This window comes from Arsukibacterium sp., assembly GCF_041616895.1.
Classification (GTDB): Bacteria; Pseudomonadota; Gammaproteobacteria; order Enterobacterales; family Alteromonadaceae; genus Alishewanella.
Map to the genome: position 1 here is coordinate 18,731 of NZ_JBFJPY010000030.1, position 14,072 is coordinate 32,802.

A 14,072-nucleotide genomic window follows, 5' to 3' on the forward strand; every position below is an offset into this window, starting at 1 on the left:
CTAAGCGGGTTCGTCGGCGTGATGTTCAGTGTCGCAGCTTTCACACTGGCTGCACAGCCGCATGTTCATTACATGTGCCAGCACCACCAGAGACGCACCAATGACTAACACCACATGTTCGTACTGATGGCCCCATACATCTCGTTGCCAGTAGATAAAAACACCTAAAAACAATGAGTAAAAAGGGTAAAGCTTCCGGTGGTAGCGATGAAAGCCAATAAACAGTGCAATAAACCCAAGCACCATAGTAAACAACAACATAACGCGCTCAAAAGCATGGTTGTGACTAACCGTTAAGCCAAGCAGTGGTAGTAACGGCAATAAAACCGGCAGCAGAATACAGTGGATCGCACACAGCGACGTAACGGTAATACCGACCTTATCAAATAACACTCTGGTTTTGGCTAACACAATATAAACCCGCTGTGTTTAAATTACTAAAACGATATAATATAACAAATCAAAACACTTTGAAACGTGTTGGCTCAAATTTGTTTAAGTACCCGACGTCAATGCCGGTGCTGAGTGCTGATCCGGTTGCTTGCCTGTGGCATAATAGCGCTATGATAATTCAACCGGGTCAACTATGGACTCTCTACTGTCTCAACTTGATGAAAACTTAAAAGAGCTGTATCGCAAAGCACTGGATGCCGATGCGGTGTTGGAACAATTGCAACAACAAGGACAGGCAAAACATCAGAGTATTTTCCCTGCGGGCAGTGATTTTAGTGTCAACAGTAACCGCTTTATGCCGTATTTAAGCGAAGCAGCGGAGCAAGTCGCGGCAATCCGGCAAAGTCAGCAGTTTAACACCGCCACCCTGGCACGAGTAGTAAAGCAATTGCAGTTGCTTCACAAAACATTGGCCGAGTTTCGACTAGCTGTGAGTAAATAGTCTCAGCTTAAAAGGCAAATCGTAAGCGCTATCCACGATAGTTATTAAAAAGCCCTGCAATTGCAGGGCTTTGTTCTTGGATTCAATACTGGCTTACCAAAGGTTTTAGCACTTATATTCATCACTCATTTGTTGTTACTAGGGTTGGCTTACCTTGGGTGGCAAAGCAGCGTGCTGGGTAAGTTTAGGTTGCAGCTCTTTTTTAAACCAGTCTTGCAGCATTTCACGTTCGAACGCAAATTCCGGGGTACTGCCGCGCGGTGTAAGGCGACTCATAAAGCTCATATCACGCAAACGCTCTTCGCCGCCGACAACCTCCTCACCGTATTGATCACGGAGTAGATGATTAAAGCGGATAGCAGGCGAGTTGACCTCTTTAATGACCCGGATAGCCTGCCCCGTATTGGTTGCAAAGTAATCCACCTCACCCGCTAAATCAACGTCAGTTACGGTGACTTGCCAACTATATCCTTCAGGCAATTTATTGGCTATTTCCTGAAAATACTTTTCAAAATTACGTTGTACCCGCTCGTGGAAACGGCTGCGTGAATCGTTGGCCGCCCGAATATCGGTGAATTTTTCAATCTCGTGCCAGGATAGCTCCAATTCAGCGCTTGCTTTATCGCTACTGATTGCCGGTGCTGCCCATGCCAGTGCGAATACTGCTATCAACCATGTTTTCATAACCACCTCCAACTATGTAATCCGAACGTGCAGCATTATTACTGCCCTTGCCGGAGTACCCGATGTTGTTAGACCTTGATGACGCCAGTAACAACACTTCTTTACTGTCCCACTATAGATCACAATGGCCATGACACGCTGTATGAATTTGTATCAATAACCTGCTCAATTTGTATAAAGTTGTAGCAAACAGCAATATCTTAGCGGGCTAACTCCTAATGACTAACTTTTGACTGCATTTTTGCGTAGTCATTTACTGTCGGCTCTATTTCCTTTTGAAACCAGTCTGTCAGCATTTGCTTTTCATAGCGGAACGGGTCGTTTTCGTTTACCGAGCGTACAGATTGCATAAACCCCATATCGCGTAACTTTTCCTCAGCACTAACAACTTCTTCTCCTTCATGATCAAGTAAAACATGGCTGAATTTTATAGCCGGTGAATGTATTTCTTTAATAACCCGTATAGGGTTGCCCGCGCCACCGATGAAATAGTCGACATCACCTGCTAAATCGATATCGGTAACTGTAATACTCCAGTGGTAACCGGCAGGTAATTCACTGGCCATTTCCTGAAAAAACGCTTCAAAATTATGCTGTACCCGCTCTTTAAACTTGGCTCGCGTGCCGTTTGCCGGACGGATATCAGTGAACTTTTCCATTTCCTGAAATTTAAGCTCAACGTTAGCTGCCGCGTTGTCACTACTTTGCACAGCTGCAGATACCGCTAACGTTAACAGTGCTATTAGAAATGTTTTCATTGTTGCCTCCTGTTGGTTCAGTTTAACCAGGCGTTGTAAAACAATGCACTTATCATACTATGACCTCAGACCCAGTATTAAGTTTAGTACAGGTTCGGTTTATCAAGTCATAAAAAAAGCCCCCGCTGTTACCCGGGAGCTTTTTCGTAGCAGCGGCGCTGAGTTACATCATGCCACCCATACCACCCATGCCGCCCATATCAGGCATAGCCGGGGCATCATCTTTTGGCAATTCCGTGATCATCGCTTCGGTGGTAATCATCAGAGAGCCTACTGACGCAGCAAATTGTAGTGCTGAACGGGTTACTTTGGTTGGATCAAGAATACCCATTTCCAGCATGTCGCCGTAAACGTCGGTAGCCGCGTTGTATCCGTAGTTACCTGAACCTTCTTTGACCTTGTTAACTACTACTGACGGCTCTTCGCCGGCATTGGCCACGATTTGACGCAGTGGTGCTTCCATTGCGCGCAGCGCAATTTTAATACCGTGGGTCTGGTCTTCATTAGCACCGGTTAAGCTGGTCAGCTTCGCTGCAACACGCACCAGAGCCACGCCACCACCAGGTACTACACCTTCCTCCACGGCAGCACGGGTAGCATGTAATGCATCTTCAACCCGGGCTTTCTTCTCTTTCATTTCCATCTCAGTGGTTGCGCCCACTTTGATCACCGCAACACCGCCAGCTAATTTAGCCAGACGCTCCTGCAATTTCTCTTTGTCGTAATCAGAAGTCGCTTCTTCGATTTGCTGGCGAATTTGCTTCACCCGGCCATCGATACCTGTTTGCTCACCGGCACCATCAATGATGGTGGTGTTATCTTTAGTGATCACAACCCGCTTGGCAGTACCTAAATCTTCCAGCGTGGCCTTCTCCAGCTCCATGCCGATTTCTTCAGAAATCACGGTACCACCGGTTAACGTTGCAATATCTTGCAGCATGGCTTTACGACGGTCACCGAAACCAGGCGCTTTAACCGCAGACACTTTAACAATGCCGCGCATATTGTTAACCACCAGCGTAGCCAGTGCTTCGCCTTCTAAATCTTCTGCAATAATAAGCAGCGGCTTGCCTGCTTTGGCCACACCTTCTAATACCGGCAGTAATTCACGGATATTAGAGATTTTCTTGTCAACGGTCAGAATAAATGGGCTATCAAGCTCAACCTGACCCGCTTCCTGGTTGTTGATGAAATAGGGTGATAAGTAACCGCGGTCAAACTGCATACCTTCAACCACATCCAGCTCGTTATTTAAGCCTTGGCCTTCTTCTACGGTAATTACGCCTTCCTTACCTACTTTGTCCATGGCATCAGCGATAATCTTACCAATCTCTTCATCAGAGTTAGCTGAAATAGTACCCACCTGAGCAATAGCTTTGGTATCTGCACATGGCTGAGATAAGTTTTTCAGCTCTTCTACCGCTGCAATAACGGCTTTATCGATACCGCGCTTTAAATCCATTGGATTCATGCCGGCAGCAACCGCTTTAACACCTTCGTTAATAATGTTTTGCGCTAACACAGTGGCGGTGGTGGTACCATCACCCGCTTCGTCATTGGCTTTAGAGGCAACCTCTTTTACCATTTGCGCACCCATGTTTTCGAACTTGTCTTCCAGCTCAATTTCTTTGGCTACCGACACACCGTCTTTGGTGATCATTGGTGAACCAAAAGATTTGTCCAGAATAACGTTGCGGCCTTTCGGGCCTAGCGTTACCCGGACCGCATTTGCCAGAATGTTCACGCCCTTGAGCATCTTATTGCGAGCTTCGTCGCCAAAACGTACGTCTTTTGCAGCCATTTTAAAATTCCTTCAATCAGTTTTAAGTTAAACGATAATGCCAGGTGCAACTGTGGTGAGCTGCTTAATCGAGAATGACACCTAAGATATTGTCTTCTTTGGTAATCACAAACTCCTGACCGTCTACTTTTTCCGTGCGCTCTACATAAGCACCAAATAATACTTTGTCACCAACTTTCACATCCAGAGGCTTAACATCGCCGTTGTCCAGGATGCGGCCATTGCCAACGGCAACAACTTCGCCACGGCTCGACTTCTCGGCAGATGCTCCCGTTAATACAATGCCACCGGCTGACTTGCTTTCTGCTTCTAAGCGTTTGATGATGACACGGTCATGTAATGGACGAATATTCATGCTCTAATCTCCTAAAGCGTTTTTTGAGTTTTAACATGGGTGTTAAAATGTGTGTTCGGTATATGGGGCGGTAGCAAAAAAAATCCAAGGGGCAAACTAAAAAAATTGCGCTAAAGCCGAGAAAGGTATTGAGAAAGGTATTGTTCGGCTAGCTCGCTTAAGAATTGATTAAGTCACTTTTGAAAAAATACCAAATGAAATAATGGCGGCCACGGTCAGGTCTGTTGCTTAGTCAACGTTGTCATGCGTAATAAGACCAACTGGCCAATATTATCGTATGAGTACTGTCGTAACAATAATGTCGTATAGTAGCGCCGGTATTACCCACTAACCGGTAAATTGAAAGAAGGTTCAATTAATGTATAACGTGTTTTTGCTCCCATTGCTGTTGTTGTTTTCTTTGTTGGCGGGTCATCCCGCTCAGGCACAGCAAAGCTCCGTTCTGGACAGTTTACTAAAAGGTGACGACAACTTTTTACCGGTTGATCAAGCATTTAAAATGGACTTTCGGCAACAGGGCGACCAACTTATTGTCAACTGGACCATAGCCGACGGTTATTACATTTATCGTGACAAATTTAAATATGGTGGTGTGGCCGTCAGTTTTTCTCACCCGACTTACCCGGCCAGTATGCAAATTGAAGATGAGTTCTTTGGGGTGTCTGAAGTCTATTTCCATCAGCTTACCCTGAAAATACCACTATCTGATATCAGCGAAGACGCTTTTTTGCGGATCCAATATATGGGCTGCGCTAAAGCAGGCCTGTGTTATCCGCCCATTAACGAAGAAATACCGCTTTCAGTGCCACGAGATTCAACAGCACCTGCAGAAAATGATAATGCTTCCGCAACAGTTGAAAAAGCAAGTACCCCGACATCCAGTCAGTATGGCCTTGCTGAGCGCCTTAGCAGCGGCTCGGTATGGCTTAATATGGGGGTGTTTTTTCTGTTAGGGCTGGGGCTGGCGTTTACGCCTTGTGTGTTCCCTATGTATCCTATTTTAAGCAGTATTATTGTCGGTCAGGGCAAACAACTGAGCACCGGCCGTGCCTTTGGGTTGTCGTTTAGCTATGTGCAGGGTATGGCGCTAACGTATTCGGCACTGGGGCTGGTAGTGGCCAGTTTAGGCGTAAAGTTTCAGGCCTGGATGCAACACCCTGCCGTGTTAATTGTTGCCGCTGTGATTTTTGTACTATTAGCGCTGGCTATGTTTGGCATATTTAACTTTCAGTTGCCCGCCAGTTGGCAGGCCAAAGTCAGCGCCATTAGCAATAAGCAGCAAGGTGGTAGCTTAAAAGGCGCGTTTGTCATGGGCGCGCTGTCTGGCTTGATTGCTTCGCCCTGTACCACGGCGCCATTATCAGCCGCATTAATGTATGTCGCACAAAGTGGTGACCTGATGCTTGGCGCACTAACTCTGTATATTCTCAGCCTGGGGATGGGTATACCACTGATCTTACTGGGTACATCGGGCGGTAAGTTGTTACCTAAAGCCGGCGCCTGGATGAATATTGTCAAATCTGCCTTTGGATTTGTCCTGTTGCTGGTGCCCATCATTCTGCTGGAGCGTATTCTGCCGTTCTGGCAAATTGTGTTGCTGGCATCCTTACTTGGCTTGCTGGTCAGTGGTTACTTATTTAAACTGTTGTTTGAACAGCAGGGCAGCACAACCAAAGCCAGCTTGTTAGTGTCTGCTCAGGTGTTACTGCTGGCCACCGTGTTTTTCAACTGGCACTATTTTAGCCCTGCTCAGAACACCAGCGCCGCAGTCGCTAATGTTAACAATGCGGATACCTCCACTGCAGGCACATTTATTCTCGTAGATGATTTAGCAGGGTTGGAGCAGCAATTGGCCGAGGCTAAGGCTGCCAACCAGTACACATTGGTCGATCTTTATGCTGAATGGTGCGTTGCCTGTAAGGAGTTTGAAAAGTTTACTTTTCCGGCAGCACAAGTGCAGGCCCAGACCAGTTCCATGCGTTTGATTAAGATTGACGTCACCAAGATGAGCCGCTCTGATGAGAAACTGTTAAATCACTATCAAGTGCTGGGTTTACCTACTTTATTGTTTTTCAGCCCGCAAGGCGAGGAATTAACCAGCGCCAGAGTCACCGGGTTTATGGCCGCTACCCCGTTTGCTGAGCATCTGGCGGCCCTTACCAGCGCACAATAGCCCTGTCATGGCCAGGTTCGCCTGCTTATTGCAGGTGCCTGGCCTACCGCTTTTCCCTGCTTCAAAGCGCTTTGCGCCTGACTTCATTCTGCCCCTCTGGCTGATAAGACCAGTATTTTGCTGCCATTTGTCACGAATTCACTATAATAGGCGCTTATCTGGTGATAAAGGGGCGCGGCAATGTGGCGAAATAAGCAAACAGGTGCATTTTAACGCTACCTTTCGTAAGATACTGCTTATTTATTACATTTAGCGGAAATACAGTGCAAATGGCGGCAAAATACCGAATTTTATTGATAAATGGTCCAAACCTGAACATGCTTGGTGTACGCGAGCCTGGGGTATATGGCGCTGCCAGCCTGAGCGAGATCGTTTCTGAACTGGAATCACAAGCTGCTGAACATAATGTCAGCCTTAGTCATATTCAGTCGAACGCCGAGCATGAGCTTATTAATGCAATTCAGCAGAGTCTTGGCCAACAGGATTTTATTTTAATTAATCCCGGTGCTTTTACTCATACTAGTGTGGCTATTCGCGATGCGCTGCTGGCGGTGGCCATCCCCTTTATCGAAGTTCATTTATCCAACGTACATGCCCGGGAAGCCTTCCGGCGACATTCTTATTTGGCTGATATCGCCCGAGGGGTGATCTGCGGCTTTGGCGCCAAAGGTTACCACTATGCGCTGGACGCAGCGGTATCAGCCTTACAAACAACCGAACATTAACTAGCAAATTAACTAACATCAGGCGACAGACATGGATATTAGAAAAATTAAAAAATTAATTGAACTGCTGGAAGAGTCTGGCATTTCTGAGCTGGAAATTACTGAAGGTGAAGAATCAGTTCGGATCAGCCGTAACAGCCCGGTGCAACATTACGCGCCGATGCAACCAATGCAATATGCTCAGCCTCAAATGCAAGCACCGGCACCGGCCGCAGCACCTGCTGCAGTAGCGGCTGAGCCGGCCAAACCTGCTGCTACCGGCCAGGTTGTTAAGTCACCGATGGTTGGCTCGTTTTACCGCGCGGCCTCGCCTACTTCCAAAGCTTTTGTCGAAGTAGGTCAGACGGTCAAAGTGGGTGATACGCTGTGTATTGTTGAAGCCATGAAAATGATGAACCAAATCCAGTCTGACAAAGCAGGCGTGGTAAAAGAAATTCTGGTTGAAAACGGCGATCCGGTCGAATTTGATCAGCCGTTATTTATTCTCGAATAACCGAAAAGGCTGACCGATGCTAGAAAAAGTATTAATTGCCAACCGGGGTGAAATTGCACTGCGCATTTTGCGTGCCTGCAAAGAACTCGGTATCAAAACGGTTGCGGTGCACTCTACCGTAGACCGCAACCTCAAGCATGTGTTGCTGGCTGATGAAACCATTTGTATAGGCCCGGCACCGTCTCCCCAAAGCTATTTAAATATTCCGGCGCTGATTGCTGCGACTGAAGTAACAAACGCCCAGGCGATTCATCCGGGTTACGGCTTTTTAGCAGAGCGCGCCGATTTTGCTCAGCAAGTAGAAGAGAGCGGCTTGGTGTTTATCGGGCCTCACCCTGACTCCATCCGCCTGATGGGCGATAAGGTGTCTGCTATCGAGGCGATGAAAAAAGCCGGAGTACCCTGCGTACCGGGGTCTGATGGTGCCGTCGGGGATGACGCAGATACCAGCAAAAAAATTGCCAAACGTATCGGCTACCCGATTATCGTCAAAGCCGCTGGCGGTGGCGGTGGTCGTGGTATGCGAGTTGTGCGCAGCGAAGAAGAACTGATTAGTTCTATCGAAATGACCAAAGCTGAAGCCAAGGCTGCTTTTGGTAATGACATGGTTTACATGGAAAAATTCCTGGAAAATCCGCGTCATATCGAAATTCAGGTATTGGCAGATGGCCAGGGTAACGCCATTCATTTAGGCGAGCGTGATTGCTCGATGCAGCGCCGCCATCAGAAAGTGGTCGAAGAAGCACCGGCACCGGGCATTACCCCGGAACTGCGGGCTTTTATCGGCGGCCGCTGTGTTGACGCCTGTAAAGTGATGAACTATCGCGGTGCCGGCACCTTCGAGTTTCTGTTTGAAAACGGCGAGTTCTTCTTTATTGAGATGAACACCCGTATTCAGGTAGAACACCCGGTTACCGAAATGATTAGCGGAGTTGACTTAATTAAAGAGCAACTGCGGGTAGCGTCCGGCATGCCGTTAACCCTGACCCAGCAAGATATTGTCATTCGCGGCCATGCGGTGGAATGTCGGATTAATGCTGAAGATCCGGTAACCTTTATGCCGTCCCCGGGTAAGATCACCCGTTTTCACCCGGCTGGAGGCAATGGCGTGCGCTGGGATTCGCACATTTATGCCGATTACACGGTACCGCCAAACTACGACTCCATGGTCGGTAAGCTGATTACTTATGGTGAAAGTCGTGAAATCGCTATCGCCCGTATGCGCAATGCGCTTGACGAGTTATTGGTTGAAGGTATTAAAACCAATATTCCGCTGCATAAAGACATTATGCGCGATGTTGAGTTTTGCAAAGGTGGTACCAACATTCATTACCTGGAAAAAAAGCTGGGGATGAAATAAGCGTCGTTTTATCAGCTTAGTAGTCGAATAAAGGCCGCAATTGCGGCCTTTTTGCTATAATGCGCCAAAATTACCGCAAGAGAGTCACCATGCCCTGGATCCAACTACGTATCAGCACCACTGAAGATAAAGCCGAGCAAGTCAGTGATATGCTGCAAGGCTGGGGTGCGCAGGCTGTTAGTTTTGTCGATGCCCACGACACGCCGATTTATGAACCCATGCCAGGCGAGGTCATCTACTGGACCCATACCGTGGTGGTCGGCCTGTTTGATGCAGAATATCCGATGGACAGCGTGCTTGAGAAACTGCAAAAGGTGGCCTTTTTCAAAGACCGGCTCGACTACAAGCTGGAACAGCTGGAAGACAAAGACTGGGAGCGGGAATGGATGGATAACTTTCATCCGATAAAGTTTGGTAAGCGCCTTTGGGTATGCCCCAGTTGGCGGGATATTCCGGACCCAACCGCCGTTAATGTGATGCTTGACCCTGGCCTCGCCTTTGGTACCGGCACCCACCCTACGACGGCGCTATGTATGCAATGGCTGGATCAGCACATCCAGAGCGATCAAACCGTGGTCGATTTTGGTTGTGGCTCGGGTATTTTAGGCATCGCGGCGCTGAAACTGGGTGCAAAACGGGTGGTTGGCATTGATATCGATCCCCAGGCAATAGAAGCCAGCACCGCCAACGCAGCGCGCAATAATGTCAGTGGTCAGATAGAGCTGTATTTGCCAAAAGATCAACCTCAGCTACAGGCCGATGTGGTGGTCGCCAATATTCTGGCAGGCCCGCTTGCCGAGCTAAGTCAGATAATCAGTGGCTATGTGAAACCCGGAGGTTTACTGGCGTTGTCAGGTATTTTACAAAGTCAGGCCCAGAGTGTTATCGCTGCCTATCAGCACGAATTTAGTTTTGAGCCGATAGCAGAACAAGACGAATGGGTAAGGTTAAGCGCCCGGAAAAATACCGCTTAAACGACTTTGTAACTGGTGACAAAATAAACAGCCTTACAATTATCTTTTTAGTCAGGCCGTTGTTTACGGCTTGGCTGTAACAGGAAAACACGCCTTTTCAGCCTTTTAGCGAATGTCAATCCCTCAAAGGCCATATTAAATGCAATTTTGTTTAAATAATAACCTTTGCTTTGTTGGCAAAAATCCGTAAACTTAGCGCCCCTTACGGGTAGAGCCTTGGAATACATGGTGCGTATAGGACCTTATAAGTTAGCGAACAACGTAATCTGCGCACCGATGGCCGGAGTGACAGATCACACTTTTCGTGAGCTTTGCAGACGGTTTGGTGCAGCTTTAGCTGTATCTGAAATGCTATCAAGCAATCCGCAGGTCTGGCAGAGCGAAAAGTCGCAAAACCGGATGGGCCACCGTCAGGAATCAGGCATTCGCTCGGTACAAATTGCCGGCAGCGATCCAGCGCAAATGGCCGCAGCCGCACAGTACAATGTTGACATCGGCGCCGATATTATTGATATCAATATGGGCTGTCCGGCGAAAAAGGTAAATAAAAAACTGGCAGGCTCAGCTTTGTTGCAATATCCGCAGCTGGTCGAGCAGATTATTTGCGCGGTAGTCGATGCCGTGAAAGTGCCGGTAACCCTGAAAATTCGCACCGGCTGGGATCCGCAGCACCGGAACGGTGTACAGATTGCCCGTATAGCACAGGATAATGGCATTCAGGCTTTGGCGGTGCATGGCCGCACCAAAGCCTGTATGTATAAAGGCGAAGCCGAGTACGACACGATTAAAGCCATTAAGCAGGCAGTGTCATTACCGGTCATTGCCAATGGCGATATTACAACGCCGGAAAAAGCACAATATGTGCTCAATTATACCGGTGCCGACGCCATCATGATTGGCAGGGCGGCACAGGGGCGCCCCTGGATTTTCAGGGAAGTGGTCCATTACCTGGCGACAGGTGAAAAACTGGCTGCACCGGCAATAGCTGAAGTGCAGCAAATCATGCTGGAGCATGTGCAGGGCTTACATCAGTTATATGGCGTACATTTGGGACCTAAAATAGCTCGTAAGCACGTTGGCTGGTATTTAGCTGAGCATGATGCCCAGGGTGTGTTTCGCAGCGAATTCAATGCTATTGAGCAGGCAGAGCGCCAGTTCCAAGCATTAAATGACTATTTTTATCAACTAGCAGCAACCTAACGTAAAAGAGAAAAGCAATGTTTAATTCGAACGTTACTTCGCCATTTATTACTAATGCCCATGTCCAAACTCAGGAAAAGCCCCAGGCGTTAAGCAACGCGGTTCAAAAAGCCGTTGCTAACTACCTGCAACAGTTAAACGGTCAAGATGTTGATGACCTGTACGAACTGGTTTTGTCCGAATTAGAGCGGCCGTTACTGGAAGAGGTGATGAAATACACCCGCGGCAACCAGACCCGCGCAGCCAACCTGATGGGCATTAACCGCGGTACACTACGTAAGAAGCTGAAACAATACGGCATGAGTTAATGCCACTGCGGGGCTCCGGCCTCGCCACTAAGCACCTTCGGGTGCTTTTTTATTGGATAAGTTAAAATCTGATTTCTGTAAGCGACAAGAGAATTAAAGCATGACAACACTACGCCCCATTCGCCGCGCACTGTTAAGTGTGTCTGATAAAACCGGTATCGTTGAGTTTGCCCGTGCCCTGGCGGCCCAACAAGTTGATATTTTGTCTACCGGCGGCACCGCCAAACTACTCGCTGAACAAGGTATAAACGTTACTGAAGTGTCTGACTATACCGGCCACCCGGAAATCATGGATGGCCGGGTAAAGACCCTGCATCCGAAAATTCATGGCGGTATTCTGGCGCGGCGTGGCGTAGACGAAGATGTTATGACGGCGAATAACATCGGCCCAATCGACCTGGTTGTGGTAAACCTGTATCCTTTTGCCAGCACTGTAGCCAAGCCAGGCTGCACCCTGGAAGACGCGGTAGAAAATATCGATATCGGCGGCCCGACGATGGTGCGCGCAGCAGCCAAAAACCACAAAGATGTGACCATCGTGGTTAATGCCAGTGACTACGACACGGTACTGGCTGACATGCATGCAAACAATGGGGCTACCACTCATGCTACCCGTTTTAGCCTGGCGATCAGTGCCTTTGAGCATACCGCCCAGTACGATGGTATGATTGCCAACTACTTTGGCGCCATGTTGCCAGCCTACGACACGCCTACCGCGCCGGTCACTAAATTTCCACGTACCTTTAACAGCCAGTTTGTGAAGAAACAAGACTTGCGTTACGGTGAGAACAGCCATCAGAGCGCCGCGTTTTATGTACAGGATGGTGCCACTGAAGCCTCAGTCGCAACCGCTACTCAGCTGCAAGGCAAGGCACTATCGTATAACAATATTGCTGATACCGATGCGGCACTGGAGTGTGTAAAAGAATTCAGTGAACCCGCCTGCGTTATCGTTAAGCATGCTAACCCATGTGGCGTCGCTATTGGTGATTCGATTCTTAATGCCTACAACCGCGCCTATCAGACCGACCCAACGTCGGCGTTTGGCGGCATTATCGCCTTTAACCGCGAACTGGACGAAACGACAGCCAAAGAAATTGTCAGCCGTCAGTTTGTCGAAGTGATTATTGCCCCTGCTGCTACTGACGCAGCAGTTGCCATAGTTGGCACTAAGCCAAATGTACGCTTACTGGTATGTGGCGAGTTCAGCGTTAGCGCTTCAGCGCTGGATATGAAGCAAGTTAATGGCGGTATGTTGCTGCAAGACCGAGATCAGGCCAGAGTGACTGCAGCTGATTTAAAAGTCGTGACTAAACGCCAGCCTACTGAGCAGGAATTAACAGACTTACTGTTCTGCTGGAAAGTGGCTAAGTTCGTTAAATCGAACGCCATTGTTTACGTCAAAGACAGCATGACGATTGGCGTCGGCGCCGGCCAGATGAGCCGGGTGTACAGTGCGAAAATTGCCGGTATCAAAGCCGCTGACGAGAACTTAGAAGTAAAAGGCTCAGTCATGGCCTCAGATGCCTTCTTCCCGTTTCGCGATGGTATCGACGCCGCTGCTGCCGCTGGCATTACTGCGGTAATTCAGCCAGGTGGTTCAATGCGCGACGCTGAAGTTATCGCCGCCGCCGATGAACACGGCATGGCCATGGTGTTTACCGGCGTTCGCCATTTTAGACACTAAACATCTGCTTTAACTGTAAAAAGGCCGCGTAGCGGCCTTTTTTATAACCCGAATCGACCTAGTATAAATTTGTTACCAACACTTCGTTCAGCAATTTTTTCAAGTGCTGCTTTGGCTTTACCGTGAACAATTTTAAAAAATTCAGAATTGTGACCACTGTAATTTTCAAAACTTAAAACTTCGCCTATGTAGTACCTTGTACCTTCACTTTTAACCTTTTCGGATAAAAAGAACTCACAGAATTGCTCAACACTGGCAGTCGATGCTGCAGCTACATATTTGTACTGATATTTGCTATGAAATAACTTATCAATCGCTATTTCAATAGGAAGGATAGCATTGTTTTTTTCAAGACACGCATCATGGATTCCTTTTGACAGAGCTTCATCAATATTTCCAAGTTGTAATTCAGTATCTATCGCTTCTCTTCTGTTTGCATATGACTTCGCATATACCGAAATTATTTGATCAAGCATATGTGGATCAATTTGAGAGCATTCTTCCCGGATACATATTCGAATTAGCGCAACTAATGAATTAGCATCAGACAGCGTTACGCCATCGACATTTTTTATAAAACATTTAGCAATTGCATTTATTTCATTAGTTGATTCATCTCTAAATTCAGCGAAAAAATTTCTCCAAGCGTTGGAGTACTC

General features: G+C 47.7%; 15 protein-coding genes. 9 read left to right on the forward strand and 6 right to left on the reverse strand.

The features are described 5' to 3' along the window. A complete protein-coding gene (locus ABY802_RS07220; protein ID WP_372626366.1) occupies nt 1–411 on the reverse strand; it encodes a MerC domain-containing protein in 411 nt (136 codons plus the stop codon). A 175-nt stretch (nt 412–586) separates the two neighbouring features. On the opposite strand from ABY802_RS07220, the gene ABY802_RS07225 reads away from it, so the two are divergent. After that, nucleotides 587–895 carry a prephenate dehydrogenase gene (locus ABY802_RS07225; RefSeq protein WP_372626367.1) on the forward strand — a complete coding sequence of 103 codons (309 nt, stop codon included), beginning with the start codon at nt 587–589 and terminating at the stop codon, nt 893–895. A 138-nt stretch (nt 896–1,033) separates the two neighbouring features. Here the strand turns inward: ABY802_RS07225 and ABY802_RS07230 are convergent, their stop codons facing one another. The 4 genes from ABY802_RS07230 to ABY802_RS07245 form a co-directional block, all read right to left on the reverse strand. Continuing rightward, nucleotides 1,034–1,579: a DUF3016 domain-containing protein gene (locus tag ABY802_RS07230; RefSeq protein WP_372626368.1), complete on the reverse strand. Its 546-nt coding sequence runs from the start codon at nt 1,577–1,579 to the stop codon at nt 1,034–1,036. A 215-nt stretch (nt 1,580–1,794) separates the two neighbouring features. Beyond that, entirely contained in the window at nt 1,795–2,337 is a 543-nt protein-coding gene (locus ABY802_RS07235; protein WP_372626369.1) for a DUF3016 domain-containing protein, read from the reverse strand. Nucleotides 2,338–2,500: 163 nt separating this feature from the next. Beyond that, nucleotides 2,501–4,138 (reverse strand): chaperonin GroEL, encoded by a 1,638-nt coding sequence (groL, locus tag ABY802_RS07240; protein ID WP_372626370.1) that lies wholly within the window; start codon nt 4,136–4,138, stop codon nt 2,501–2,503. A gap of 64 nt (nt 4,139–4,202) precedes the next feature. Then, nucleotides 4,203–4,493 carry a co-chaperone GroES gene (locus ABY802_RS07245; protein ID WP_217671068.1) on the reverse strand — a complete coding sequence of 97 codons (291 nt, stop codon included), beginning with the start codon at nt 4,491–4,493 and terminating at the stop codon, nt 4,203–4,205. A gap of 358 nt (nt 4,494–4,851) precedes the next feature. On the opposite strand from ABY802_RS07245, the gene ABY802_RS07250 reads away from it, so the two are divergent. The 8 genes from ABY802_RS07250 (at nt 4,852) to purH (ending at nt 13,413) form a co-directional block, all read left to right on the forward strand. Next, a complete protein-coding gene (locus tag ABY802_RS07250; protein ID WP_372626371.1) occupies nt 4,852–6,666 on the forward strand; it encodes a protein-disulfide reductase DsbD in 1,815 nt (604 codons plus the stop codon). Nucleotides 6,667–6,935: 269 nt separating this feature from the next. After that, a complete protein-coding gene (gene aroQ / locus ABY802_RS07255) occupies nt 6,936–7,391 on the forward strand; it encodes a type II 3-dehydroquinate dehydratase (RefSeq protein ID WP_372626372.1) in 456 nt (151 codons plus the stop codon). Nucleotides 7,392–7,422: 31 nt separating this feature from the next. Then, on the forward strand, nt 7,423–7,884 hold the full coding sequence (gene accB, locus ABY802_RS07260) for an acetyl-CoA carboxylase biotin carboxyl carrier protein (protein ID WP_372626373.1): 462 nt from the start codon (nt 7,423–7,425) through the stop codon (nt 7,882–7,884). Nucleotides 7,885–7,900: 16 nt separating this feature from the next. After that, nucleotides 7,901–9,244, forward strand: coding sequence for an acetyl-CoA carboxylase biotin carboxylase subunit (accC, locus tag ABY802_RS07265; protein ID WP_372626374.1), 1,344 nt, complete (start codon nt 7,901–7,903; stop codon nt 9,242–9,244). A gap of 89 nt (nt 9,245–9,333) precedes the next feature. After that, nucleotides 9,334–10,218, forward strand: a complete 885-nt coding sequence (prmA, locus tag ABY802_RS07270) for a 50S ribosomal protein L11 methyltransferase (protein WP_372626375.1) — start codon at nt 9,334–9,336, stop codon at nt 10,216–10,218. Between the two features lie 225 nt (nt 10,219–10,443). After that, on the forward strand, nt 10,444–11,418 hold the full coding sequence (gene dusB / locus ABY802_RS07275; RefSeq protein ID WP_372626376.1) for a tRNA dihydrouridine synthase DusB: 975 nt from the start codon (nt 10,444–10,446) through the stop codon (nt 11,416–11,418). A gap of 17 nt (nt 11,419–11,435) precedes the next feature. After that, nucleotides 11,436–11,726: a DNA-binding transcriptional regulator Fis gene (fis, locus tag ABY802_RS07280; RefSeq protein ID WP_046557682.1), complete on the forward strand. Its 291-nt coding sequence runs from the start codon at nt 11,436–11,438 to the stop codon at nt 11,724–11,726. 100 nt (nt 11,727–11,826) lie between these two features. Further along, nucleotides 11,827–13,413, forward strand: a complete 1,587-nt coding sequence (gene purH, locus ABY802_RS07285; RefSeq protein WP_372626377.1) for a bifunctional phosphoribosylaminoimidazolecarboxamide formyltransferase/IMP cyclohydrolase — start codon at nt 11,827–11,829, stop codon at nt 13,411–13,413. Nucleotides 13,414–13,454: 41 nt separating this feature from the next. Here the strand turns inward: purH and ABY802_RS07290 are convergent. Next, nucleotides 13,455–14,072, reverse strand: a 618-nt coding sequence (locus tag ABY802_RS07290; RefSeq protein WP_372626378.1) for a hypothetical protein, incomplete at its 5' end; no start/stop codon positions are given.

What these genes read in the sequence shown, in the direction of transcription:
- dusB (WP_372626376.1), top strand. Translation starts at nt 10,444, where the DNA reads ATGGTGCGTATAGGACCTTATAAGTTAGCGAACAACGTAATCTGCGCA.
- accC (WP_372626374.1), top strand. Translation starts at nt 7,901, where the DNA reads ATGCTAGAAAAAGTATTAATTGCCAACCGGGGTGAAATTGCACTGCGC.
- ABY802_RS07245 (WP_217671068.1), bottom strand. Translation starts at nt 4,493, where the DNA reads ATGAATATTCGTCCATTACATGACCGTGTCATCATCAAACGCTTAGAA.
- ABY802_RS07250 (WP_372626371.1), top strand. Translation starts at nt 4,852, where the DNA reads ATGTATAACGTGTTTTTGCTCCCATTGCTGTTGTTGTTTTCTTTGTTG.
- ABY802_RS07230 (WP_372626368.1), bottom strand. Translation starts at nt 1,579, where the DNA reads ATGAAAACATGGTTGATAGCAGTATTCGCACTGGCATGGGCAGCACCG.
- fis (WP_046557682.1), top strand. Translation starts at nt 11,436, where the DNA reads ATGTTTAATTCGAACGTTACTTCGCCATTTATTACTAATGCCCATGTC.
- groL (WP_372626370.1), bottom strand. Translation starts at nt 4,138, where the DNA reads ATGGCTGCAAAAGACGTACGTTTTGGCGACGAAGCTCGCAATAAGATG.
- ABY802_RS07225 (WP_372626367.1), top strand. Translation starts at nt 587, where the DNA reads ATGGACTCTCTACTGTCTCAACTTGATGAAAACTTAAAAGAGCTGTAT.
- purH (WP_372626377.1), top strand. Translation starts at nt 11,827, where the DNA reads ATGACAACACTACGCCCCATTCGCCGCGCACTGTTAAGTGTGTCTGAT.
- aroQ (WP_372626372.1), top strand. Translation starts at nt 6,936, where the DNA reads ATGGCGGCAAAATACCGAATTTTATTGATAAATGGTCCAAACCTGAAC.
- prmA (WP_372626375.1), top strand. Translation starts at nt 9,334, where the DNA reads ATGCCCTGGATCCAACTACGTATCAGCACCACTGAAGATAAAGCCGAG.
- accB (WP_372626373.1), top strand. Translation starts at nt 7,423, where the DNA reads ATGGATATTAGAAAAATTAAAAAATTAATTGAACTGCTGGAAGAGTCT.
- ABY802_RS07235 (WP_372626369.1), bottom strand. Translation starts at nt 2,337, where the DNA reads ATGAAAACATTTCTAATAGCACTGTTAACGTTAGCGGTATCTGCAGCT.